The organism is Pseudomonas sp. SMN5, from assembly GCF_052041925.1.
In the GTDB taxonomy this organism is placed as follows: domain Bacteria; phylum Pseudomonadota; class Gammaproteobacteria; order Pseudomonadales; family Pseudomonadaceae; genus Aquipseudomonas.
Window position 1 is genome coordinate 192,416 of sequence record NZ_JBKGGX010000009.1, and the last position, 24,436, is coordinate 216,851.

Annotated in this window: 15 protein-coding genes; 8 read left to right on the forward strand and 7 right to left on the reverse strand. The window is 62.7% G+C overall.

From position 1 onward, the window contains the following. Nucleotides 1–77: 77 nt before the first annotated feature. The gene (locus ACLEJR_RS11655; RefSeq protein WP_440792087.1) at nt 78–1,034 is read left to right on the forward strand and encodes a class I SAM-dependent methyltransferase; all 957 of its coding nucleotides are present in this window, start codon (nt 78–80) and stop codon (nt 1,032–1,034) included. On the opposite strand, the gene ACLEJR_RS11660 is transcribed toward ACLEJR_RS11655, so the two are convergent. The 5 genes from ACLEJR_RS11660 to ACLEJR_RS11680 form a co-directional block, all read right to left on the reverse strand. Then, the gene (locus tag ACLEJR_RS11660; RefSeq protein WP_440814055.1) at nt 1,003–6,120 is read right to left on the reverse strand and encodes a dermonecrotic toxin domain-containing protein; all 5,118 of its coding nucleotides are present in this window, start codon (nt 6,118–6,120) and stop codon (nt 1,003–1,005) included. The genes ACLEJR_RS11655 and ACLEJR_RS11660 overlap by 32 nt on opposite strands. 138 nt (nt 6,121–6,258) lie before the next feature. Continuing rightward, nucleotides 6,259–6,861, reverse strand: a complete 603-nt coding sequence (locus ACLEJR_RS11665) for a LysE family translocator (RefSeq protein WP_440814056.1) — start codon at nt 6,859–6,861, stop codon at nt 6,259–6,261. Between the two features lie 54 nt (nt 6,862–6,915). After that, the gene (locus ACLEJR_RS11670; protein WP_440792093.1) at nt 6,916–7,752 is read right to left on the reverse strand and encodes an AraC family ligand binding domain-containing protein; all 837 of its coding nucleotides are present in this window, start codon (nt 7,750–7,752) and stop codon (nt 6,916–6,918) included. 209 nt (nt 7,753–7,961) lie between these two features. Next, the gene (locus tag ACLEJR_RS11675; protein WP_440792095.1) at nt 7,962–8,387 is read right to left on the reverse strand and encodes a GlcG/HbpS family heme-binding protein; all 426 of its coding nucleotides are present in this window, start codon (nt 8,385–8,387) and stop codon (nt 7,962–7,964) included. Between the two features lie 167 nt (nt 8,388–8,554). After that, nucleotides 8,555–9,586 (reverse strand): Ldh family oxidoreductase, encoded by a 1,032-nt coding sequence (locus tag ACLEJR_RS11680; protein ID WP_440814059.1) that lies wholly within the window; start codon nt 9,584–9,586, stop codon nt 8,555–8,557. Between the two features lie 196 nt (nt 9,587–9,782). On the opposite strand from ACLEJR_RS11680, the gene ACLEJR_RS11685 reads away from it, so the two are divergent. Beyond that, nucleotides 9,783–14,633, forward strand: coding sequence for a dermonecrotic toxin domain-containing protein (locus tag ACLEJR_RS11685; protein ID WP_440814062.1), 4,851 nt, complete (start codon nt 9,783–9,785; stop codon nt 14,631–14,633). 201 nt (nt 14,634–14,834) lie between these two features. Then, nucleotides 14,835–15,839 (forward strand): FecR family protein, encoded by a 1,005-nt coding sequence (locus ACLEJR_RS11690; RefSeq protein ID WP_440814065.1) that lies wholly within the window; start codon nt 14,835–14,837, stop codon nt 15,837–15,839. Nucleotides 15,840–15,891: 52 nt separating this feature from the next. On the opposite strand, the gene pvdQ is transcribed toward ACLEJR_RS11690, so the two are convergent. Next, nucleotides 15,892–18,246: a bifunctional acylase PvdQ gene (gene pvdQ / locus ACLEJR_RS11695; protein WP_440814068.1), complete on the reverse strand. Its 2,355-nt coding sequence runs from the start codon at nt 18,244–18,246 to the stop codon at nt 15,892–15,894. 241 nt (nt 18,247–18,487) lie between these two features. Here pvdQ and ACLEJR_RS11700 point away from each other — a divergent pair, with 241 nt between their 5' ends. Then, on the forward strand, nt 18,488–18,868 hold the full coding sequence (locus ACLEJR_RS11700) for a fe2+ zn2+ uptake regulation protein (protein ID WP_440792104.1): 381 nt from the start codon (nt 18,488–18,490) through the stop codon (nt 18,866–18,868). 9 nt (nt 18,869–18,877) lie between these two features. Here ACLEJR_RS11700 and ACLEJR_RS11705 read toward each other — a convergent pair whose 3' ends face one another. Beyond that, nucleotides 18,878–19,066: a hypothetical protein gene (locus ACLEJR_RS11705; protein ID WP_245145494.1), complete on the reverse strand. Its 189-nt coding sequence runs from the start codon at nt 19,064–19,066 to the stop codon at nt 18,878–18,880. A gap of 276 nt (nt 19,067–19,342) precedes the next feature. Between ACLEJR_RS11705 and ACLEJR_RS11710 the strand changes: the two genes are divergently transcribed. The 4 genes from ACLEJR_RS11710 to ACLEJR_RS11725 all read left to right on the forward strand — a co-directional run bounded on the left by ACLEJR_RS11710 (nt 19,343) and on the right by ACLEJR_RS11725 (nt 24,165). After that, a complete protein-coding gene (locus ACLEJR_RS11710) occupies nt 19,343–21,337 on the forward strand; it encodes a methyl-accepting chemotaxis protein (RefSeq protein WP_440814070.1) in 1,995 nt (664 codons plus the stop codon). 276 nt (nt 21,338–21,613) lie between these two features. Further along, nucleotides 21,614–22,060 carry a DUF411 domain-containing protein gene (locus tag ACLEJR_RS11715; protein WP_440814073.1) on the forward strand — a complete coding sequence of 149 codons (447 nt, stop codon included), beginning with the start codon at nt 21,614–21,616 and terminating at the stop codon, nt 22,058–22,060. 99 nt (nt 22,061–22,159) lie between these two features. After that, nucleotides 22,160–23,191 (forward strand): alpha/beta fold hydrolase, encoded by a 1,032-nt coding sequence (locus ACLEJR_RS11720; protein ID WP_440814075.1) that lies wholly within the window; start codon nt 22,160–22,162, stop codon nt 23,189–23,191. An 11-nt stretch (nt 23,192–23,202) separates the two neighbouring features. Next, on the forward strand, nt 23,203–24,165 hold the full coding sequence (locus ACLEJR_RS11725; protein ID WP_440814077.1) for a D-2-hydroxyacid dehydrogenase family protein: 963 nt from the start codon (nt 23,203–23,205) through the stop codon (nt 24,163–24,165). Nucleotides 24,166–24,436 lie beyond the last annotated feature (271 nt).

Here is a 24,436-nt window from a genome sequence, read left to right on the forward strand (position 1 = left end):
TCGCGTCTGATCATCAGGATTGCACCTGATCGGGCAGTGGTTAAAATGCCGGCCTTTCGAATCGCCGGCCTTGCCTGATGAACCCTCAAGCGCTCCAGACCCTGCAGACTCATTTGCTCACAGCCCTGGCGTCCCCGCCGCAGGAGACTCGCCGCTTGTTTCACGGGCGTGGCCGCTGCTGGCCGGGGCTGGAGCAAATCACCGTCGACTGGCTGCAAGGCATCGTGCTGGTGTCGCTGTTCAAGGAACCGGAGCAGGCGCAATTGGATGATTTGCTCGCGACACTGCTCGCGCTCGGCGCTTCATCCGCCTGGAAAAACAGCGGCGCCCATGCCCTCGCCGTGCAACACCGCTACCTGCCCCAGAGCCTCACCCAATGGCTGGTGGGCGAGCCCATCGACGAATGGACCCTGACCGAAGGTGGCCTGCGCTACCGGATTGACCTGGGCAAGAAGCAGAACAACGGCCTGTTCCTGGATATGCGCTATGGCCGCGACTGGGTGCGCGCCAACGCCGAAGGCAAACGCGTGCTGAATCTGTTTGCCTACACCTGCGGTTTCTCGGTGGCTGCCATCGCCGGCGGTGCACGGCACGTGGTCAACCTGGACATGTCCCGCGCCGCCCTGAGCCGAGGCCGGGACAATCATCGGCTCAACGGCCACGACCTGAGCCAGGTGAGTTTCCTTGGGCACGATCTGTTCAAGTCCTGGGGCAAAGTGATCAACAGCGGTCCCTACGACCTGGTGATCATCGATCCGCCGACCTTCCAGAAAGGGAGTTTCCTGCTGACCAAGGATTACCAGCGGGTGCTGCGTCGGCTGCCGGAATTGCTGACGGCCCAGGGCATTCTCCTGGCCTGCAGCAATGACCCGGCGACCGGCCCGGACTTTCTCATCGATGGCGTGACCCGTGAGGCCCCGGGGCTGGCCTTCGTGGAACGCTTGGCCAACCCACCGGAATTCCCGGACATCGACAGTCAATGCGGTTTGAAAGCGCTGGTATTCAAAGCGGCAGCACCGGCCACCAGGCATTGACCAAGCCAGTGGTGACCCGACGCACCAGCGCCTCGACTTCCCGGCTCTTGACCGAACGATAGATGGCCATGGTCCGGCGCAGTTGGTCTTCGGTGAGGGTCACTGGCTGGCCCGAGGTCCAGTCCACATCCGCCACGGCTTCGAGCCTGACCCGACGCCAGACAGTTTGCCCGTCCTCCATGATCGATTCCCAGGCACTGGGCAAGTCGGCGTCCGGATGCGCCAGATTGTCCAGCATGACCTGGGGCCATCGCGACGGATTCACAGGACCACTGAAGGCATCCACCAGATCGTCATCGACCGTTTCCCAGCGCGCCAGTCCTTCGGACCAATCCCTGGACATCAATCCCAGGTAGGGTCGCCAGGTCATTTCGCCGATGCGCGGGTCCTGGTCGTTGCTATTGAAGCTGTCCTGGGCATCGCTGAGCCAGTCGGTGAACGCGTCGCGGGTCATGTACCCCTGACGTTGCACGACGTCGGGGTAGCGTCCCGTCAGCGCCTGGTCCCAAAGGGTGTGGTGAGCGCTCAGAAAAGTCGCGAACGGCGCGCCATGTCGGGCCAGGCGAGCGTGCATCACCGACTCGAACATCAGGAAATGCATTTCCAGCTCGACCAGGTCGGGCGGCTGCCTGTCGAGACTGCGAACATGCAGGCGTGCGCGCAGTTGCTGCAGTTGCTGGTCGAAGTCGCCCAACTGCGTCGGCAGCTGGGCGTAAACGTCGCGATAGTTGACGTACTGCCGCATCACGATCGCCGCTCTCTCACGGTCAGCGTACGTCAGCCCGGTCGGAGAACGGCCGTCCGCGGCCTGGATACCGGAGGAGAACCAGTCGATGAACCTGCGCATCGCGGGATCATCGCGGGCCACCTCAAGCGCCCTTTGCAAGGGAGGAGAAATGTACAGCCAGTCATCGACGCTGTAGCGGAAAGCGTCGGCCATCAAATCGCGAAGCGACATGATCTGCGCGCTGGGCAATGGATTGTCGTCGAGCCAGATCCCCAGCATGTCATCGGTCAAGCGACCCAGAGCAGGAAGCAGGTCGTCCTCGATCCGGGTGATCCGGTTTTCCCGCAGATCGACCACGAACATGTCGGAGAAGCTCTGCTCGGAATGCCTGGCCAGCACCGACAGGACCAGCGGCGGCACCCGATCCAGCCTGGACCTCGCCAGTTCCAACTCCAGCAGGTTCGCAAGCTCGGGCAACGCTGGCAAATCCCTGCAATTGTTTTCGCTCAGGCGCAGCTCCCGTAACTCCGTTGCCGTGCGCAGGAAGGCACTGCCCTCCTCATCCAGGCGCAGGCCACAACGCATCAGATTCAAGGTTCGCAAGCCCGGTACCGCAGTGGTCAGGGCTTGTAGCTGCTCGGCCGTGAAACTCAGGTTGTCGGTCCATACGACCTCACGCAGGGTCGGTAGCAAGGACAGACTGTTGATGGCCGCAAGCACCTCGGCTCTGGTCCCCGCCTCCGCGCCGCTGCTGATGCCTGACAGGTTCAGGGTCCATAAAGGACCGGGCGTTTCGCTGCCCGACAATGGCGCGAACACATTCGCGTTCAAATGCAGCGGATTGCGTCCCAATGACAGATCCACCAGTGCGGACAACTCAGCCACCGCTGCCGGGATGGCGGTGAGCTGATTGCCGTGCAGATTCAGTGCGTCGATCAGGGGAAACATTCGCAGGAAGTCCGAAGGATCTTCCATCAGGCCCGCGTTGCTCAGAATCACCGCTTCGATATGCTCGAAACGAACACTGATCGGCGGCAACCGGCCTATGGTGACGTTTTCTATTCGCAGCACCAGCTCGCTGCCTTCCCGACCCGGATCCGGTGCGCGCTGCCACGCACGACGAATTCTCCTGGCAATCAGTCGACGTTGTGCAACCAGCGTCTCGCGGTCCAGGGCCTGCTCGACCGGGTGATGGAAGCCTTCATCATCCGCCCACTGGCGCAGCTCTTCGTCCAGGGTGGCCCAGTCGCTTTCCAGGCGACCGACCAGTTCGCTGGCGCTGATGCCCAGGACTTCAGCCTGGTCGGCCAGACCTGACCTTAGTCGTTCGAGGCCATCCGCCGCGTGCGCGGGATAAAGCCGCTCAAGACGCTGATTCAAGCTGCCGATCCATTCCTGCAGCCCGAGCCGACCGCGGCCGCTGAGGGGATAGACCAGGCGTCCGTTTAACCACTGCGGTTCGGAACCAGCGCTGCCCAGGCGGCGCATCAACAGATAGGGGCGAAGGGCCTGGCGGTCGTCCAGTGCCTGAGCCAACAGCTGACTGCGGAGTCTGGCCGCCTCCCAGATGTTCAAGCCCAATGCGCGGCGGGCATCGTCCGGCATGGCTCTCAACAGGGCCTCCTCCAGGCTCAAGGCACTCGCCAGCTCTTCGCCGGTTTCGTCGAAGGGACGATACAGGTCGCCTTCCTGACGGATCACTTTCAACGGCCCGGAGTCCCCCAACTCGAGCGGGCCCGGCAGCTCGCGCAACCACAGGCGCAGATGCACGCGGCCCTTCAACCCAGGCGCCTTGGCGAGCAGGCTGATGACGATGCGATCCCGATCAAGCGTACTGTCGCCGCGCTCCAGCGCTCGCAAGGCCCGACTCAGGCGCAGCTCACGCAAGGCTTCGGCGCACTGGATGCCGAGGTTTTCAGGGACACGACCCTCCAGCAGGCGCAGTCGATCATTGCCGGCCACGTCGTGGACCAGCTCGTTGGCGATGGACTCCGGCAGGCCCGGGAACGCTCGGGCCAGGGGCACCGCCAAGGGATCGAGCTCGACAGACCTGACCATCGCCAGCGTCACCCGTCGGGCACTTCGCTCCAGACGCGCCGCCCAACGCCCGGCCAACAGGCGACTGCGCTCCAGCGGCGGTAACCCGAGACTGTTCTGTCCAAGCAGCGCGCTTTGTTCACTGACACTCAAGCCATCCAGGATCCGCGCGGCCCACGCGTCGCTGGCAAGGTCCATTTTGCTCAGCAGGATAAACCGTGTGTCGCTGATGCTGCCCACGGGGTAAAGCGTGACACCATCGTGATAACGCAGCGTCGTGTTACGCGGCCAGCCCGGCAGCTCCGCCAGTGTCTGGACGATGCGAAAATGCTTGCCCTGGGGTGCTTCACCCCGACGCAGGCGCTCGATGGTGTGGCGTACCCATTGCCAATTCCGCGCCTCATCCAGGGCGTCGGCCAATATCGCCGGCATCGGTCGCGCCTCGACTTGCAGGTAGCGCAGATGCGACTCGCTGACGCCGACCCGACGTTGCACCGCGAGGATTGTCGTATTGTCCAGATCGGCCGGCGTCTGGGTAAAGTTGCGCAGCAGCGTCAGGTTGTCGCGCTGCATCGGGTTGCGATGGGCCCACTGCCAGCCACGGCCGCGGCTCCACTCCAGCGGCGGTGTCACGCCCCGATGCGCGGACGGCAGGCGCAGGCTGAGGTTATCCTGGGTACCCTGCACCTCGAAGTAGCGATCGTCGATGCGCACCCAGGCCTCGTCCGGGGTGCGCCAGACGCCCCAGGCATCCTGCTCGGCCTCCAGCGGTGGCAAGCGCTGCGCTTCGAAGGGGCGCACGTCGCCATTCCACAGGCGGGTGGTGCCGTCAGCCACCCGCATCGGCTCGACGGCCCCGCCGATGAAGCCCAGGTAGGCACCCTGTGCGATCCCGAACAGCACGTTGAAAATATGCTCGATGCCTTCCTGCGCGTGGCCCTCGTTGAAGGCCTGGACGCCTTCGAAGATTTCGTACACCAGCCGCACGCCACCCACCGCCGCTGCGACCATTCCGATAGGTGCGCAGAATGGAAAAAAGGTTGCGGCGAGCATCAGCGACCGCTCAACGAGCCCCTCCCAGTATTCGAGACGAGCCAACAGCGCCCGCCAGTCCTGGTCCCGGGTCGGGACCATCAACGCCGAAGCGTTGCCCAGGGTGTGCCCGCGCCACTCGTGATAGGCGGCGTGCCAGTGGTTCTCGCGAACTTCATTCAGGCCCCAGGCCACTTTCGGCGTGGGGATCCGGATGCGCCGATGATTGTCGTCCTCGCCCCGCTCGCCTTCGCGCCACCCCGTGATGCGGGCATGAATCTCCTGAAACAGATTGAGGTTGTCGACGACCTTCCACTCCACTTGATCGTGCAGGGCCGGCCCGAGGCTCGCCTGCAAACGCAGTGGCAGGTAACGCATCAGGCTCTGGCGGTAACTGCGCTTGCGGACCCGCTCGGTCAACTCCGCCGACAGCGCTTGCAAACTCGGGAACTGTTTGAGCGGGGTAACGGCATCGTGGGGCATGTGCAGGACAATCGGACGAACGCCGTTGGCGTCCCCCGCCAGCCCCCAGTACACCCGAGCGCCAAACAATGGCGCACCCAGCAGCTCCAGAGCCTTGACCTCGCAGGCCAAGGGCGCCACCGGCTGCTCTTCGAGATGGACACCGGCGTAGGCCAGCAACCGTTCGCCCGTAGTGTCCAGGCGTCCTTCCAGCTTGGCCTCGTAGGCATCGTGGAGCAGTTGGCTGCGTGCGTAGGCGATGTAGGCCTTCGCCACCCCTGGCACTTCGCCGGTGATGCGCGGCAGCTTGCGTTCAAGTATCTGCCGGTAGGCGCCGCCGATGTCCAGCTGCCGGCAAAGGCTGGCGAAACTGGCCGGGGTCATGCCCAGTGGCGCGGTGTTCGATGGCGTATCCCCTTGCTGGAACTCGCCCCGCCGGCCCTGGATGAACAGCTCGCCCCGGCTGTCGAAATCCCCGCCGGCGACGGCATCGGCCGGAGGGTAATTGCGCATGGCCGCTTCGATCACCGACAGCGAAGGATCGGTGACGTACGGGCCGCGCCGGACCCTGGCGCGCTTTATCGCGTCCGCCACACTGCCGCCGCCGTTCACCTGGCTCCAGCCCTGCAATTGCGATTGCCCCTTGAGCCGGTCGAGGGTGAAGGCATAAGGCGCCGGCAGATCGCCTAGCAAGGCATTGAGGGCATCGCTGTCGCGCTGCAATTGCCGGGTCAGCACCTTGAAGCGTTCCTGGCGGGGCCGTGTGGCCCTTTTCAGCCAGGCTGGCAGCCTGGCCTGGATAAAATCTATATGGGTAACGGTTGACATGATGGACCTCCTTCCTTGGGGTCTATAGAGCATCTACAACGTGAAATACGCTGAGTTCTGGCGTGGGCGATGCTCCCCAAATCACTCGTTCTTTGAAACCCTGCGACTGTTGCAAGCGGTTGCCGCAGGGCATCACAGTCACACCACCAGCGTCAGCCACGCCGACACCAGCAACATCACCGCCATGACCCGATTGAAGCGTCCCATCGCCACGGCGGAGCGGCAGAATCGGGCCGCGCCACGGCCCAGATAAGCCCAGACGGTCATGCAAGGGATAGAGATCGCAAAGAATGCCAGTGACAGCCACAGCACCCGCACGGTGCGGTCGGCCTCGGCTCCGGCGAAGACACTGACCACTGCCAGGGCCATCATCCAGGTCTTGGGGTTTACCAGTTGCAAACCGGCAGCCCCGACCAGGCCGAGGGTCGGGCCTTCTACAGGCTGGTCGGGGTCGATGGCCTGGGCCGGGGCGCTGAAAATCTGCCAGGCCATCCAGCTCAGCCAGGCGATACCGGCCCAGGACAGTGCCGTTTGGAGGGTGGTGTGACGGGCCAGAAGGTCGCCGAGCCCGGTGCCCACCAACAACACCAGCAAGGCCGCTGCCGCGCAGGCGCCGAGGATGATCGGTACGGTGGTCGGCAGGCCGAAGCGCGAGCTATGGCTCAGCACCAGGATGTTGGTCGGGCCGGGCGTGATGGAGGCGACAAAGGCGAACAAGGCAAACGGCAGTAACTGGTCCATGGAGCGACTTCTCGGTAAAGGATCGTGAGCCGATCCTCCCCCGTGCAGCGGTGCTCAGTCTGGAACAATTGAGCAGCGTTTGCGGTAGTCCGCCGGGCTCAGACGATAAGCACGCTGGAACCAGCGGCCGAGGTGACTCTGGTCGGCAAAGCCGAGCAAGGCGGCCACTGCCACGGCGCTTTCACCGCTGGCAAGCAGGCGTCGCGCCCGGGCCAGTCGCAACTGGATCAGGTACGCGTGGGGCGCCAGGCCGAACGCGGCCTTGAACGCCCGGGTCAGGCGAAAGCGATCGACCCCGGTAGCCCGCGCCAGGTCGTCCAGGCCGACGTCTTCGCTCAGATGGCTGTGCAGGTAATCCCGGGCCTGCTGCGCGACCAATGGCAACCTGGGGTCCGGGTTGATCCGTGCACGCCAGTGCAGGTGTTGCGTGAGGTTGGCGAGCAAGTTGTCGAGGGCCGTCTGGCGCACAATGCGGATCTCCTGCTGATGCAAGCTCTGGAATGCAGCGGCGGTGGCACCGGCCAGCCGCGCATCATCGGTCAGGGTCGCGGCGAAGCCCAATTGGGCGTTGTCCGGCGCCACGTCGAACAAGGACCGCAGCTCACGTTCGAGCCAATGCGGCTCCAGGTACAACGTGCGATAGGTAAAGCCCTTTTCGTGGGGTGCATTGCCGTCATGCAGCTCACCGGGTTCAAGCAGGAATACCTTGCCCGGCGTGCTGTTGTGCTGCTGGCGACGACAATGAAATTGCTGCACCCCCTGCTCGGTCACGCCCACCAGATAAGTGTCGTGCCAGTGGGGATCGTAGGCATGCCCTTCGAAATGCGCGCGCACGGTCTCGATGCCGGACGTGGCGTCCTGCTTGAGATCGATCCAGTTGCGCGAGGTCATGGGCGGCCCTGTTCGGTGGATTGGCCTGGGCAGATTAACGGCTGTGGCCGGTGGTGTCTGGAAGATTTGTGCAAATCTGCCAAGGGAGTCGTCGCCCGGCCCGGCGCCATCGCGGGCAAGCTCGCTGCCACAGGTTATTTTGCCGTTCACAAACAGTCGGCCCGCCGCAGTTCCACTGTGGGAGCGAGCCTGCTCGCGATAGCGGTTTATCAAGCATCCGGTGTAAGGATCGGCAGCACCGTTTCCACCGCCAGCCGAGCCAGTTCGGCATCCTGCTCCGACTTGACGCCCGAAACGCCGATCGCGCCGATGCACTGCCCGTCATGGCGGATGGCAACCCCGCCTTCAAGCATGCCATGCAGGTGCGGTGCGCTGAGAAAGGCGTGGCGGCCGTCATTGATCATGTCTTCGAAGAACTTGCTGTCGCGCCGTCCCATGGCGGCAGTACGGGCTTTTTCAGTGGCGATGTAGGCCGACAGTGGCGTGGCATCGTCCAGGCGCAACAGCCCAAGCGGATGGCCGCCATCGTCGACCACGCAAACCGATACCGCCCACTGGCGTTGATGGGCCAGTTCCTTGGCTGCCACCAGCAATTGTGCGACGTCTTGTTCCGTGAGTACCGCTTTGGTTTTCATGAATGACTCCGGGCAGAGCGACAGGTAGGCTGTGGCGACTATTGTCCTTTGAGGAAGGTCGAGCCAATTAATTCCGATGCGTTTGCCTTGGGATCCTGAGGGCCGAGCCGACATCACAGGATGTGTACCCCGTCATCGCGAGCAGGCGTACTGGCACGACGCGGCTTTCAGATCCGCGCCAGTTCACGCAGTTGCGCCAGCGTCTGTTCATCCAAAGCAATGCCTTGCTCATTGGATTTGCTGCGTTCTCGGTGCCGACGGTCCCCCGGCAAGCGTCGCAGGCCCACGCCGTGCATCTGCCGGACCAGTTCCTGGCTGCGTTCGGCGAAGCTCTGCCCGGCAGCCTTGCTCGGGTCGATCACGATCAGCAACTGGCCGGTCCAGGGGGTCTTGGCCCCAGGGTGATTATGCCAGTCGAACTCGAACGAGAAGTTGCCCCCCGTCAGCGCGGCTGCCAGCAACTCGACCATCATCGACAACGCCGAGCCTTTGTGCCCGCCAAACGGCAACAGTGCCCCGCCTTCGAGAATCGCCTTCGGGTCGCGGGTCGGCTGGCCAAGGCTGTCCACGCCCATGCCGGGAGGCAGCAACTCGCCCTTGCGCGCGGCAATCTGCACGTCGCCATGGGCGATGGCGCTGGTGGCAAGGTCGAAGACAATCGGCTCACCGTCGGCCCGAGGCGCAGCGAAGGCAATCGGATTGGTACCGAACAACGGACGGTCCGCGCCGTGCGGCACCACGCACGTCATGCTATTGACCACGCTCAAAGCCACCAGACCCTCGTAGGCAAACGGCTCGACATCCGGCCAGAGCGCGGCAAAGTGATGAGAGTTACGGATAGCCAGCACGGCTATTCCGGCGCTGCGCGCCTTTTCGACCAGCAACGCACGGGCCGCCGCCAGCGCCGGCTGGGCGAAACCGTTAGCGGCGTCCACCCGCACGAAACCGGAGGCGACGTCTTCGACCACCGGCACCGCCTGCCCATCGACCCAGCCGCTCTTGAGCGTCGAGACATAGCCGGGGATGCGAAACACCCCGTGGCTGTGGGCGCCGTCGCGTTGGGCGCAGGCGCAGTTCTGCGCCAGGGTCCGGGCGACCTCGGCGGACGTGCCATGGCGCAGGAAAATCCGCTCCAGCAGGCCCACCAGTTCATCAAGGGACAGGGTGCAAGAATCAGCGTGATCGGATAGCGCAGACATCTGAAGCTCCAGAATGATTGTTGGAGGTAGCGACAGCGTTGGGACAACCAGTGCGCCGATTAACACTGCTTCGCCTGCACTGTGTCAATCCTTGTCCGGCGCGGTAACTATGTACCGCCCTTGCCCGCTGCCGGGTCACTAGTGTGGCGGCTTCATCCACGGGCTCGCCGTCTCGCGGCGCCCTGATAGAGAAGCCATGATGACCATTGAGACCTCGCCCCTGTTATTTCCCCAAGTGCTGGGCACCCAGCATTTGGACCCCTTGACCCGCGCCCATGACCTGACGCAGGCCGATCTCGATTGGCTGCACCATGTCGCCCTGCCCAGCCACGCCCAGCGCCGTTCACAGACGCGACCGATGTGGGCCGAAACGATCACACTGCAAGCCGGCGACAACCCGCCGATCCCACTGGCCGGCTGTTTTACCCTCAGCGCCTTGCCCTACACCGGCCAGGCAGACACTGACGAGGCGGACCTGCGGCCCGCGTTCCTCTATACGCCGCATGGTGGCCTGAAAAAGTTCGCCAACCTGCAAGCGCTGGACAATCGAATGGACGAGCTGTTGGACGACTCGACAGCGCGTGCCGACCTGTTCCGGTTCCTGGCGATTTCCCAGCGTGCCGAACTGAACGCCGCCAGCTCGCTCGAAAAAAGCCGCCGGACCATCACCAACGATGTCTTCAGGTGCGCGATCGACTCCATTGAGCACGCGCAGAACCTCAATGCCCTGGTCATGGTGGATGAACTGCTCAAGTTGCCTTCGCTGCGCGTCATGCTCGAAGAGATGTTGAGCGAGGCCGTGGTGAATTTCGATCATCAGCAGACCCGCGTAGCCTTGAGCACCGGAGCCAACCCGGCGGATCCGCAATCGGGCCAGGTGACCCGCCACCTGTCGCTGGCCGAAGCGGTGCTTGTCTATTTCCACCATCAGGGGCGACCTGTCGGGCATGACGTGGATTTCATCCATCCCCAGATCACCGCTTCATCCGAGAACACCCGGCAGTGGGAAAGCGTCTTGAAGGGTACCGCCAGGAACCTGATCCCCAGCCTCATACGCTGCATCGACCGCTACTGGGACGCCAGCGGACCTTTCCACGCCTCACGTCGACTGTTGCTGTCGCAGGTGATCGAAAGCGCATTACAGGCGAGCATCCTGCACCAAAGGGACAGCAAGCAACTGACCGACGAACAGAATCAGGAACTGCTGCGATTGTTCAGGCCGTCCCGACGGGAAGAGCCACTGCTGTTCATCGAATCCGTGCGCCTTTGGGAGTACGAACCGCTTTACGTTGAACTCGCCGGCGCCTTGATGATCAGCGGCAAGGGTCACTACCTCTACACGCCCAACCGCGGCGTGCAGAAAGTCGACAATTACCTGGGGTTCAAGGATGTGCTCCTGAACAAACCAACCCCCGCCGCTGGCAAAGAAGCGCTGTACAGCCTGCTGAGCCTGGATGAACGTAACCGTTTCCTGCGCTTCGACACACCGCAGGTGTCAGGCAAGGCCGTGGATCTGCCGGTTTCCGAGTCGCTGGCCGGCGCCATCATCGGCAAGCAACTGAACAACCTCAGCTACGCATTGCAGATGTCCCGTCAGAATGAGATGGACATTCACGCGCTCATCGACAAGGCACTCGACATACGCTCGTTGATCGGCCCCAGCCTGATGCGCATGGAAACCGACGGACACTGGGGTACGCAGCCGGCTTTTTACGGCGACTTGCGCCCCTCCAACTACTTGGCCGACACCCTGGAACGAAAGATCAAGAGCTATGCCACGGTCGAGGACGCCCTCAATAGCCAACTGACACGCCTGCCAGCCACCCACTCGGCTTCGCTGCGCACCCAACTGCGCGGATTGCTACCCAACCTGGCCCACGTGTTTTCCCTGGGCTTACGCGCAGAGGCCGAACTGCGGGAGCTCAACGAGACATTGCCCGCGGCTGCGCACGATCTCATCAGCAGCGTTTTCGCCGCCGATTCCCAATACCCGGACCGCAAGCAACGGATCGGGGTCAAAGGTTTCCGGCCCGATGTCTACTCGCTGAGAGTGGCGTACCACGCAGAGGGCGAAATGGCTTCCATGCCCCTGGCCAGCTGTTTTTTCCTGACCGAGCGCGGGGGGCTCGATACCCCGCTTTCAGGCATGGGCATCCTCTGGACGCCCGCCGACGGCTTACAAGCGTTCAGCTGCGTGGAACGTGCAACGAAGCACCTGAATCGGCAATTGCTTGATCCACAACGGCGCTTCGCCCTGCTCGCCAACCTCACCCCTTCCCAGCGCAAGCCTCACGGCCGCTACCAGTTCGAAACCTTTGAACTGATTGAAGACAATGCGCCGCTCAACCGGATGCAGTCATTCATCGAACACTTCGAGGCCGAGCACAGTTACTTGAACGCCTTGAAATCCGGTGACTGGCGGCTGACCGGCACGGCGTTGCGAAATAGCCTGCAAGCCCGGCTCAACGCAGGCGCCCCGACCAACCTGCCTCGGGCGGTACGTATCGCCGAGGCCATCCGCTGGCAACAGAAACTGCCCGCCTGGCTCGGCACCGCCTCGGTTGAAGACCAGCGCCTGCACATCGACCTGCTTGAGCAATACAAGAACAGCGCGAGCGACGGCAAGGATTACCTCGACGGTATCGAACCGCTGCACAGCTACGTCAATCGGACGTTGAAGCGGCTGCTGAACACACGCTTCGCCGCCAGCAACCTCGACCCTGCCACGCTCCTGATCACCCCGAACCTTGCCGTGGCGGGGCCGGCCAGCCTGTTGACCGATTTCGCGCTGAACCATAACGACGTCATCCAGATGACCGGCTTCAAGGTGTCATCGACCACCCGGCAAAAGTTGCCGGACGGCCTGAACGAGGCGGCGATCAGGCAGTTGCTGCTGTCCCTGGACATTCCCACGGTGTATCAACGAACCGTCGTGGACACGCTTTCCGGCTCCGGCGTCGAAGCCCGGCAGAGCAAACAGCGCTTTGGCCGACAGTTGCCCTGGCAACTGTTGCAATACGCCCACGCGCTGCATTTGCAGCAGCATCTTTCACCGACGGCCTTCGACCTGATTCGCCAGGTGTTGGACATGCCGGATGCCATTGCGCGCCAGACCGTGGCGGGCGCCAGCGCATTGATTCGACCTTTGGAGCTGATCAAGACCGAAGGCACTCGCGCAATCAAGACACTTGGGTTGTACCTGATCGGCTCCAGCAGCGATGCAACGGCGCCTCAGGTGCTGTATTCGCCCTACCATACGGGCCATCAGTTTTCCGAATTCAAGGATGAAGCCAGCGTGTTGGCGGCATTCAATGTGCCGGGTGCGCTCCAGGACCTGTTGATCCGCCGGCTTCCAGAAAGCCAGCAGGCCACCTTCGCAAATCTGTTCGCCTCGACGGTGGGGGCCTCGTCGGAGATCGCCCTGGCCTCGAACCCCATAGCGACGAACCTGCTCGACACGCTGTTCGACGACAATGTCAGGTTGCTGGCCGACATGCTGACGACGCAAACCGACACAAGGCGTCATTTCGATTGGGACACCGTCAAACACTTGTTCAAGGCCGGGGTCAAGCTGGCGGGCAAACAGTTGCAGGGCAAACTGACGTTCATCGAGACGCTTTGGGAAAGCTACCAGGACTTCAAGGCCTCTGCCGAGTCACTGCAACAGCACGATTGGAAAGCCGGCCTGCACGATTTCATCGCCGGGGCGGCGGAGATGGTCTCCCTGGGCGCCCTTAACCCGGATGATACCTTCGGCCTGCTCGCCCCGATCGGTCCAGGCGCGCCCGGCACTCCTGGCCCGTCAGCACCCTCGTGGAAGGACATTGCGTCCACCGTTGCGACGCGCACCAACCTGCACCCCTTCGAAGCCAACGGAGTCAGCCTCGACACGCTACACAAACACGCCACACACGGCACCTACAAAGACATGGCGACCGGCAAGCTCTACGTGCCCGTCGCCGGTAAGGTGTTCCAGGTGGCGAAGGTGGAACAGGCCTGGCGCGTGATCCATGCGAATGCCGAAGGGCCGATCCTTCACAGCTCGCCTGACGGTCAGCATTGGACCATCGACCCACGACGCCAGACGATTCGCTACGGCAAAGTGATGTCGACGTTGGCCAACGCCTACAGCGACCACACGGCTGCCGGCTCCATGAACATCGAGGCCCGGGGCATGGCGCAGATACGCCGCAAGTATCCCCACTATGCGACCGCGATTGTGCAGGCCTTGGAAACGGCGCGGCATTATTGCGGCAATGCCCTGCACAACCTTGATCAAATCAAGCGTCAAGTGCCGCCAGGGTCAAGGCTGGAGGTATTCCTGAAGGCGTTTTTCGGTGTCCATGAGGTCGATGCCAGCCTGGTCAAAAAAATCCACACGGCCGTTGCACCGATCTGCCAGGCCCTGGCGGACCCGTCCTGGGAATTGCAGAACGGCAAACGCATCGTCATTGGCAATCTCAAGGACGCCAACGATGCGGCGACCGCCTTCGTGCTCGAACCCAATGCCGTCGGCAGAATTTATCTGACCCAGTTTTTCTTCCACGTAGGGCTGGATGAATACAAGGAACTGGTGCCGCCATTCTTCAATATCGACGCCCACGCCCAAGCGGCGACGCTGATCCACGAAATTTCCCATCAGCTCTTCAATACCTACGATATCGCTTACCTGGATGCGGCACTGCCTTTCCTCGACCTGATCTCCAGAGCGACGCCACTGGGCAAGGAAAAATACAACTCGCAGAAAAAACAGCAGTCCAGCGCGCTTTCGTTGAGCACCCCGAGACACAAGCTGTTCATGGCCTGGGATGGCACAGCTGGTGCACTCAGGAGCCTGGAACGGGTGCCTGAACTTCAGGACGTGGCCAGGGAAATCCTCAAGGTTACCGGTGCCGAGTCCATGGACGAGGCTCGTGATGTGTTCTTGTATCCGCATCTGCCGGATAAACGCATTGATCTCATACTGCGCAACGCCGATTCGCTGGCACGGCTGATCTGTGAACTGGGCCGCCAACTCGATGCGCCCTCTTCGTTGCCGATGCGCTAGCCCTGCAAGCTGGGCATTTGGCTTGAAGCGCACGAGCCTTGATCTTTTTTTCACGATGTTTATGAGAGGCTACACCCGCCAGATGCCGATGCTTGAGCCTTCCGGGCGGCAAAACCCGGAAAATTTGATAGTTAAACGCCATGACGGCAGTTCTCGGCGGCGGACGCCGAAGGTTAGAATGCGGCAAACCAGGAAGAGTCCATGACCGAACGTACCCTCTCGGAAGCCGAATACGACGCCATCACCGATGCGGCCGCCCATTGGTGCATGCGCCTGCATGCGGCCGATTGCACCGATGCCGAGCGGCAGGCATTCAAGCAGTGGCACGACGCGGATCCGCTGCACGCGTTCGAATATGAGGCCATGCTGGAGATCTGGGAGGTCGCCGATCAATTGCCCCGGGTCGAGTCGACGGCTCGGGCGGCTCAAACATACCGTCCACGCTCGCGCTGGAACCGCTTGGCGGTCGCTGCTGCCATGCTTGCGCTGGGCTTGCCCCTGGCGGCGTTCTCCGGCTGGAACCTGGGCTGGCTGCCTGACAGCTACCAACGCTATGAAGCCGGCGCAACCGTGCGCCATGTCACCCTGAGTGACGGCAGCCAGGTGGAGCTGAACCTGAACAGCGAGCTGGTGTTTGCCAACTATAAGGACGAGCGTCGCGTCACGCTGGAAAAAGGCGAGGCCTTCTTCGACGTCAGCCATGACCGCCAGCACCCGTTCATCGTTCGGGCGGACCAGGGCCAGGTGCGCGTGACCGGCACCCGCTTCAATGTCTGGATGTACCAGGATCAAGTGCGGGTCACGCTGGTCGAAGGCTCCGTACAGGTGACCAGCAACCCGGCGCCCAACGGCGGTAGCTCGCAGCTTTCCCCTGGCATGCAGGCGAGCTACAAGGCCGGCGACTACCTGCCACAGGTGCGTGAAATCGACGGCAATGACAACTCACTGGCCTGGCGCAACGGTAAGCTGGTGCTGGACAACCTGGCCCTCAGCGAGGCGCTGCCGCTGATCAACCGCTACCTGGATCGCCCGGTCATGCTGGCCGATAACAGCACCGGCGCCCTGCGTATCGGTGGCGTCTACGACCTCGATGAAGTGAAGAATCTGGTGCCTTCGCTGCCCAAAGTCCTGCCGGTCTACCTGACCCGGAACCAGGACGGAAACCCGGTGCTCAATCCCATCGGGCCACGCCCCACCCATAACTGAAAAAAGCCGCGACCCTTTCGGGACGCGGCTTTTTTCGCGCAGGACAGCGGCGCTATTGCGTAGCCACTCTGGCCGCCTCATCTCCCTCACGGATAATCAGCGCCTGATAGTGCGGATCGGCCTTGATCTGCTGTTCGGTGAAGGGCAACACGCTCCACTGCTTCCGGGAAAACGCCTGGGTCTGGTCTGCCGAGTACGGCGACGCAGGATCGCTGGAAATGGAGAACGCCAGCAAACCCTCGGCTTTCGGGCCATGGCCGTCGAACGTCACCACTTGCAGATAACTGGTGCCACTGACCACTTCGCGCTTGCCATTTGCCCCCGGCACACTCTGGATCGCGTTGTAGATGCCCAGCTCTCCTGGCCCGCCGTGAATCGGCGTCTGCCGGCCTCCGCTGCTGGCAACCTGAATGTCCTGCCACTGGAGGTCCTTCGACACACCGGTGGCCCTGGCCTCTTCTACCGAGGCCGCCATGGCTTCGCGCACGGCCTTGAGCACTGGCGCTCGCTCGATTGCCAGGCCCCTAGGCGTATGTTGCGGGTCTTTCGGATCGAACGCGACGCGCCACGAATCGGGCATCGCTTGCAACCGCGCCATGATCTGCTGGAAGTGCACCAAGCCCGGTCCACTGCTCAGGCTGGCGGTGCGATCCCAGGCCTTGAGCGCCACGCAGGCTTCGGCCACTGCCTCGGCCTCCGGCCCCGATTCAGCGGCACAGGCCTCCAAAAGGTCCGGCATCACCTGGTCGGCCAGGTAGACCCGGTCGTCCATGACCATACGTTGAAGATCCTTCACCTCCACCGGACCGTCTTTCGCCAGCCGGCCGAGCTGGTCCAGCGCAAACCGTGCCCGCAGCCCCAGCGGCAGGCCTTGCTGGCTGATCAGAGGTGAGTAGCCGGACAGGGGCTGCGCCGGGTTGATCATCCAGGCCGAGTCGTTGGAGTTCTGCACAAAGTCACGGCGCAGCAGTTGAGGGAGCTGGTCAGCGGCATAGATGCCTTTTTGCGCGGCCTTGGGGTCTACGTCCCAGGTGCATTCACTGCGCGAGCCATCCAGAACGATCAATTGCAGGCCGGCCCGAGGATCACTGCAACGTGCCAGTTTATCGACCCCGACGTTCGGCACCACCGACATGTTCATGTAGAGGCTCTGCCCCTGGTCGTCCACCGCCAGGGTATTGACCCACGGAATGCCCTGGATCCGATGGACCGCATCCTGGAAGTCCTTGAGGCTGACGGCCCGGTTCATTGCGTACCACTGGGCCAGGACGCGGTCGTTTTCCAGGTTCGCATCCCGCAGGCTATAGGCGAACCGGTTATCCCAGTCCAGCCGTCCCGGCCACTGCACGATCGGTCCGAACTGCGAGCCATAGACCACGCGGGAAACCGTACCAACCCGCCCATCGGCTTGCTTGACCTCGACCGAGACCGTCTGCCGGCTCATCGGCACGGACTTGCCATCGAGCAGATAGCGGGTCGGGTCTTTCGGGTCGAGTTGCAGGCGGTACAACGTGAAATGCTTGGAGGTGTCGACGGTGTGGGTCCAGGCCAGGTGCTGGCTGAAACCGATGTTGATCAGCGGCAGGCCTGGCAGGGCCGCGCCCATGACATCCAACTGGCCTGGGATGGTCAGGTGCATCTGGTAGAAACGCATGCCGCCGACCCATGGAAAATGCGGGTTCGCCAGCAACATCCCACGGCCGTTGAATGAACGCTCGCTGCCGATGGCCAGGGCATTGCTGCCGCGTTCCAGGGCGAAGCGCTGTTGCCGGTCCGCCGCGCCGGCAAAGGTCGACGCCGGGCCGGCGTTCTGTGCGGTGGCCCGAGGCGGCTGGGCGCCGGCCAGGGCTTCGGCGAACTGGCCAACGCCGCCTTCCACCAACAGACGGCGAGTCAGCTTGACCAGGTCGAACGCGGTGAGCGGCCGCACCCAGTCGCCGGGGCATTGCTCGGGCAGGCCCTTGGCCTGGCGCTCGGCCAGGGCGCGGTTGTAGCCCGCCACGTAGCCTTCGACCAACTGTTGCACTGGCGGCGTCTGGGCCTGCCAGAATCCGGAGACCGCCTGCGGCGTGTTGAGCCAGCTGAAAAACAGGTCGCTGGCGCGGTTCTCGCGCTGTTCCACCGTGCGCTGCTCCGGGCCGAAATAACGCGAGCGCTGGGCGTTGACCGTGACCACTTCGTTGGCCAGCAGACAGAGGTTGTCCTGAGCGTAGGCGTAGCCGATGCCATAACCCAGCCCACGCTCGTTCTCGGCACGGATATGCGGCACGCCGAACTGGGTGCGGCGGATCTCGGCACTGGCCTGTTCCACATTGCCTTGCGCGTGGACCGTCGCGCTGAGCCCCAGCGCTGCCCCCAACAGTGCGCCTGCGAGGCCAATCCTCGATAACTGCCCGGATATCGTCACGTTCACTCCTGGTGCAAATTTTTAGGAAGTTCACATGCCGCATGCTCACGGAATGTGCCTTGCCATGAAAACGAACCGGATGAAAAAAAATTAATCGCCCGAGGACCGTTTGGCTACAAGGGTTTGACGGAGCCTGGGCATTTTTTTCACATCCGCGCCTTCATGATTGCCCGCCCTCGTTCGTCCTATTGCAGGAGAGTATTCGTGATCTTTTCTGAACAGGCTGTTAAGGAGTTCTTGCATGCGTAACGCGCTACTGCCCACGGACGGCAAGCCACGACTGACCGGCGTATCGCTGGCAGCTACCCACTCGGCGTTCGGCAATCCGCTGGAACGAGGCGGCAATGAGCAGATCCGGCGTCTGCTCAAGAGCTTTGGCTTGCGGACCAGCCTGATCCGCCTGAAGGTCATCGATGCGTTGCTCAAGGCCGGCGACGACAACCGCCGCCTGGGCGTGCGGGGCGTCCACAGTGAGCTGCTGGAACTGGACATTCCCTTGTCCTTCCTGAGCGTGCGCGAGGTGTTGAAGCGCCTGTACGCCGAGGGGGTCGTCAGCCTCCATCCGGACAAAAGCTACAGCCTGCATCCCAACGCCCTGGCGGCGCTCCAGTGCGCAGAATGAAACCGGCGCTCAGGGCTTGACCTTGCGCCGCATCACGCCGTTGATCACGACAACGGCGACCGCCACGGCAATGGCGATGTACTGAAAGAGCTGCTCGCTGATCATGCCCCTGCCCTGCATCCAGGACAGCCCCAGCATGATCGCCAGGACGACGAGCACGATCAGAATCGAATATTTCAAACGTTGCGAATGAGTCATTGCCAATTTCCTGAATGTTTCAGTTCAATACCCGCACGCGGCGCTTTTTTGAATCCCCGCCAGCGAGCGAAGTCCCATGTTACAGCGCTAGCTGCTTTTTGGCGCGAGGGAGCAAAGCCTGCCCCCACACATTGGCGATGATCCATTTGCTGAAGCCGGTGCTATCACCGCCGATGTACGGCATTAAAGCTCTACAGGGAAAGGTCGATACAAATTGGTACGCCCATGCCAACTTTATCTGCCTTCGAACGTCGCCTTCGTGCAAGGACCTGCCATATGCCCGCATTTCGCACCATTCAGGCTCGCTACACACTGTTCCTGATTCTCTTCATCCTGGTGCTCTCGATCCTGACGGTCGTGGGCATCAGTTACCTGGTCGCGCCCAAACTGCGCCATACCGAGGAGCAAGTGGCCCTCAACCGCATCGGCGAAGTCGCCGAACAGATCCAGGGCGAACTGAACAAGGTGCAGGCGCAGCAGCGCAGCATTACCCAGACCATTCCCCTGCTCGACAGCGATGCCATCGATAAAGTCCTGCCGGGCCTGGTAGACCAATATGGCGAACTGAAGGTGTTCGGCGGCGGGATCTGGCCGCTGCCCAACCAGCGAGCCGAAGGCCGCAGCAAGTTCAGCACTTTCTGGCACCGCGACGCTTCGGGCAAACTGGTGGTCAACACCTTCTGGAACAGCGATGCGGCACCGAATTACTTCGATCAGCCCTGGCACAAGGGCGGCATGGCCACCCCGGCCGGCAAATGCGCCTGGGCCGCCGCCTATAAAGATGACGCCAGCGCCGAACCGCGCACCAACTGCGCCATGGCCATCCAGAAGAACGGCGTGCCTTATGGCGTTTCCACCATCGACGTGACTCTGGGCTTTTTCAACGACCTGATCGCCCGCAAAGAGGCTGACCTGAGCGCCGAAATGCTGATCGTCGAAGGCGACGGCAAGATCATCAGCAACAGCTCGCGCATCAGCGGGCCGATCGTGCTGAAGAACATCAGTGATCTGGCGGGCACCTCGCCGTTCGCAGCCCAGGTCAAGGCGGGCCTGGCCAAGCGTGACCAGCCGCTGCAACGGGTCGAATTCGACAACAATGGCGAAGCCAGTACGTTCTTCATGCGCCCCATCGAAGGTTCGCCGTGGTTCCTGGCGACAGCGTTACCCACGCGCCTGATCACCGCCCAGCGTGACGATGTGCTCAGCACCTTGAGCCTGCTGCAGATCCCGATGGTGATCCTGCTGGTGCTGATGCAGCTGTACGCGATCCGTCAGTTGACCAATCGCATGAAAATCCTGAAGGGCAACATCGACGCCCTGTCCACTGGCGACGCCGACCTGACCCGACGCATTACCATCCGCGCCGAGGATGAACTGGGCGCTATTGGCCATTCGGTCAACGGTTTCATCGCCTACCTGCAAGGCATGATCGGTGAAGTGACCCAAGCCACCGGTGCTATGGCCTCGAGCCTGGACAGCCTGCAACGGACCTCGGCCCATGCCAGTGAAATCCTGATGCGCCACGCTTCGGAAACCGATCAGACCGTGACCGCGATCACCGAAATGAGCTCCACGGCTGAAAGCGTGGCGCAGAATGCCGCTGAAACGGCGGCGTTCACCCAGCGCGCCAACGAGCATGCCGATCGTTCCCGCGTGGTGGTCGGCGAGGCTTCCAACAGTGTGGTGGCGCTGATCGATGAAGTGTCCAGCGCTACCCGCAAGGTCGAGAGCATGCAGCAGGACGCCCAGCGCATCACTGAGATTCTCGGCGTCATCGGCGCCATCGCCGGACAGACCAACCTGCTGGCCCTCAACGCCGCCATCGAAGCCGCCCGGGCCGGTGAGCAGGGCCGAGGCTTCGCGGTGGTGGCCGACGAGGTCCGCGCCCTCGCCGCCCGGACCCAGGCCAGTACTTCGGAAATCAATGAAATGCTGACTCGCCTGACCCAGGGTGTGAGCTCGTCGGTCGCGGCCATGGAAAATACCCAGGCCAGTTGCCAATCGGCGGCCGACGCCACCGCCCGCGTCAACTCGGGCCTGGATGAAATGGCCGGCTCCGTCAGTCAGATCAATAGCCTGAGCACCCAGATCGCCACCGCGGCCGAGCAACAGAGCGCCGTGACCGAGGAAATCAACCGCAGCATGGTGCAGATCCGCCACATGGTGGAAGAGCTGGTGGAAAGTGGCCTGGCCAGCGAAAACAATACGCGGCAACTGCTGGAAGCCAACAGCCGGGTGAACGCGATCATGGGGCGGTTCAAGGTTCGCTGATCCACGGTATGCCCCCGCCGCTCTCTTGTGGCGAGGGAGCTTGCTCCCGCTGGGGCGCAAAGCGGCCCCAAAAGCTGGCACCCCAGGAGTATCAGACCGATCCCAAAGGGCTGCTTCGCAGCCCAGCGGGAGCAAGCTCCCTCGCCACAGAGGAGTCCAACTGGGTGTGAAAGCTAACCTGACAACTGTGTAATCCTCCCCTCAGCCTCCTGTCAGCTTCCCTGGCGACCTTGTCTGGTATCCTGGCTTCCATTTGTTCGACATGAGACCGCTTCCATGGCAAAGCCCCTGCACCTGCTCGCCCTGAGCGCACTGTTCATCTCCACCCTGGCCCAGGCCGTCGAGCCTGTCACCATTGACGTGCACCGCGATGCCAATTGCGGCTGCTGCAAGAAGTGGATCTCGCACTTGCAACAGAACGGCTTCAAGGTGAACGACCATGTCGAGGCCGACATGAGTTCGGTCAAGCAACGCCTGGGGGTCGCGCCGAACCTGCGCTCGTGTCACACCGCCGAGATCAACGGCAAGTTCGTCGAAGGCCACGTCCCGGCCGAACAAGTGCTGGCTCTGAGCAAGCGCGATGACTTGCTGGGCGTGGCCGCGCCCGGCATGCCCATGGGCTCGCCCGGCATGGAAATGGACGGCATGAGCGACGCCTATCAAGTCATCGGCCTGAAAAAGGACGGGACGCAGACCGTGGTGGCCGATTACCCGGCCCACTGAGGCAATCGGTGGAACGTTCGGGCCGTGCGGTTGCCTGTGGTTAATGTCGCCATAATCGGGTCGCCCCAGGATCGGCGGTTGCCCAAAAGGAGATTGACCATGTCGCGTTCCACCGCCCGCTGGCTGCCCGGCCTGTTCCTGACTGCCGCCCTGCCCCTGCTAGCCCACGCTGCCAATCCGCCTGAAGGCCCGGCCTACGGTGCGCAGCTCGAGGGTTTTGAGTACCCCTACACGCTCAAGCACTACGCCCTCCAGTCCCAGGGCCAGTCGTTGCAGATGGGCTATATGGACGTACCGGCCCAGGACAAGGTCAACGGCCGCACCGTGGTGCTGATGCACGGCAAGAACTTCTGCGCCGCGACCTGGGGCGATTCGATCAAGGCCCTCAGTGAAGCCGGGTACCGGGTAATCGCCGTGGACCAGATCGGTTTCTGTACATCGAGCAAACCCGAGCACTACCAATACAGTTTTCAGCAGCTGGCGAGCAACACCCAGGCGCTGCTCAAGGCCCTCGGCGTGCAGAAATCCATCATCCTCGGCCACTCCACCGGCGGCATGCTCGCCACCCGTTATGCGTTGCAGTATCCCGACCAGGTCGAGCGCCTGGCGATGGTCAACCCCATTGGCCTGGAAGACTGGAAAGCCCTGGGCGTGCCCTATCGCTCTGTGGACCAGTGGTACGAGCGTGAGCTGAAGCTCAACGCCGATGGGATCCGCAACTACGAACGCAACACCTACTATGCGGGTCGCTGGAAGCCTGAGTTCGAGCGTTGGGTGGACATGCTGGCCGGCTTGAACAAGGGTCCGGGCCATACGCAAGTGGCGTGGAACTCGGCGCTGATCTACGACATGATCTTCACCCAGCCGGTCTATTACGAGTTCAAGAATCTGAGCATGCCCACCCTGCTGCTGATCGGCAATGCCGACACCACGGCCATCGGCAGCGACATTGCGCCACCCGCCCTGAAAGCCAGGCTGGGCCGTTATGAAGTGCTGGGCAAGCAGGTCGCGGGACTGATTCCCCGCTCGACCCTGGTGGAGTTCCCCAATCTGGGGCACGCACCACAAATGGAAGAGCCGGACCGTTTCCACAAGGCGCTGCTGGACTGGCTGGACAAACCCATTCCCTGACGAGGTGCTCCATGGCGGTGCAAATAGCGGTCATCGACGATTGGCAAGACGTGGCGCGAGACGTAGTGGATTGGTCGGCGCTCGACAGTGTCGGCCAGGTGACCTTCCTGCACGACTACCCCGCCGACCACGACACCCTTGCCAAGCGTTTACAGCGCTTCGAGGTCATCTGCGTGATGCGTGAGCGCACCGCCTTCGACGCCGCCCTGCTGCGGCGCCTGCCCAATCTCAGACTGCTGCTCACCGGCGGCATGCGCAACGCCGCCCTGGACCTCAAGGCCGCCGCCGAACTGGGTATCCAGGTTTGCGGCACCGAGAGCTACAAGCATGCGGCCCCGGAGCTGACCTGGGCGCTGATCATGGCCTTGAGCCGCAATCTGGTGCAGGAAGCCAATGCCCTGCGCGCCGGATCGTGGCAGCAAGGCCTGGGGGGCGACCTGCACGGCAAGACACTGGCGGTGCTTGGCCTGGGCAGCATCGGCACCCGCGTGGCGCAGTTCGGCCAGGTGTTCGGCATGCGGGTGATTGCCTGGAGCGAAAACCTCACGGCCGAGCGCGCAGCCCAATCCGGCGTGACCTACGTGAGCAAACAGGCACTGTTCGAGGAGGCTGACATCCTTTCGGTCCACCTGGTGCTCAGCGAGCGCAGCCGTGGGTTGGTGAACGCCCAGGCGCTGGGCTGGATGAAACCTACCGCGCGACTAGTCAATACCGCTCGCGGCCCGATCGTCGACGAAGCAGCGCTGATCGACGCCCTGCGTCACAAACGCCTGGCCGGCGCCGCCCTGGACGTCTTCGCCCAGGAGCCGCTGCCCACCGACCACCCGTTCCGCACCCTGGACAACGTCCTGGCCACCCCCCATATCGGCTACGTCAGCCAACAGAACTACCAACAGTTCTACGCGCAGATGATCGAAGACCTCCTGGCCTGGGCGGCCGGCAAGCCGATCCGGCTGATGACGGCGGCGGGTTGAGCTAAGACAACCTTCCGCACCACCGCACCATCTCCATGGGAGCGAGCTTGCTCGCGATAGCCGTCACGTCAGCAGCATCGATGCTAACTGATCCACCGCCATCGCGAGCAGACTCGCTCCCACAATGGGATCACGGTACAACCGGGAGAGATGGGATGGCTGTCAGGCCCTCTTCGCGAGCAAGCTCGCTCCCACAGTTGGGGCAGTACAGTTGCGGGAGTCAGGACGGCTCGCTTTTGCCTTGGCATTTGCTCTGGCTTTTGATCTTGGG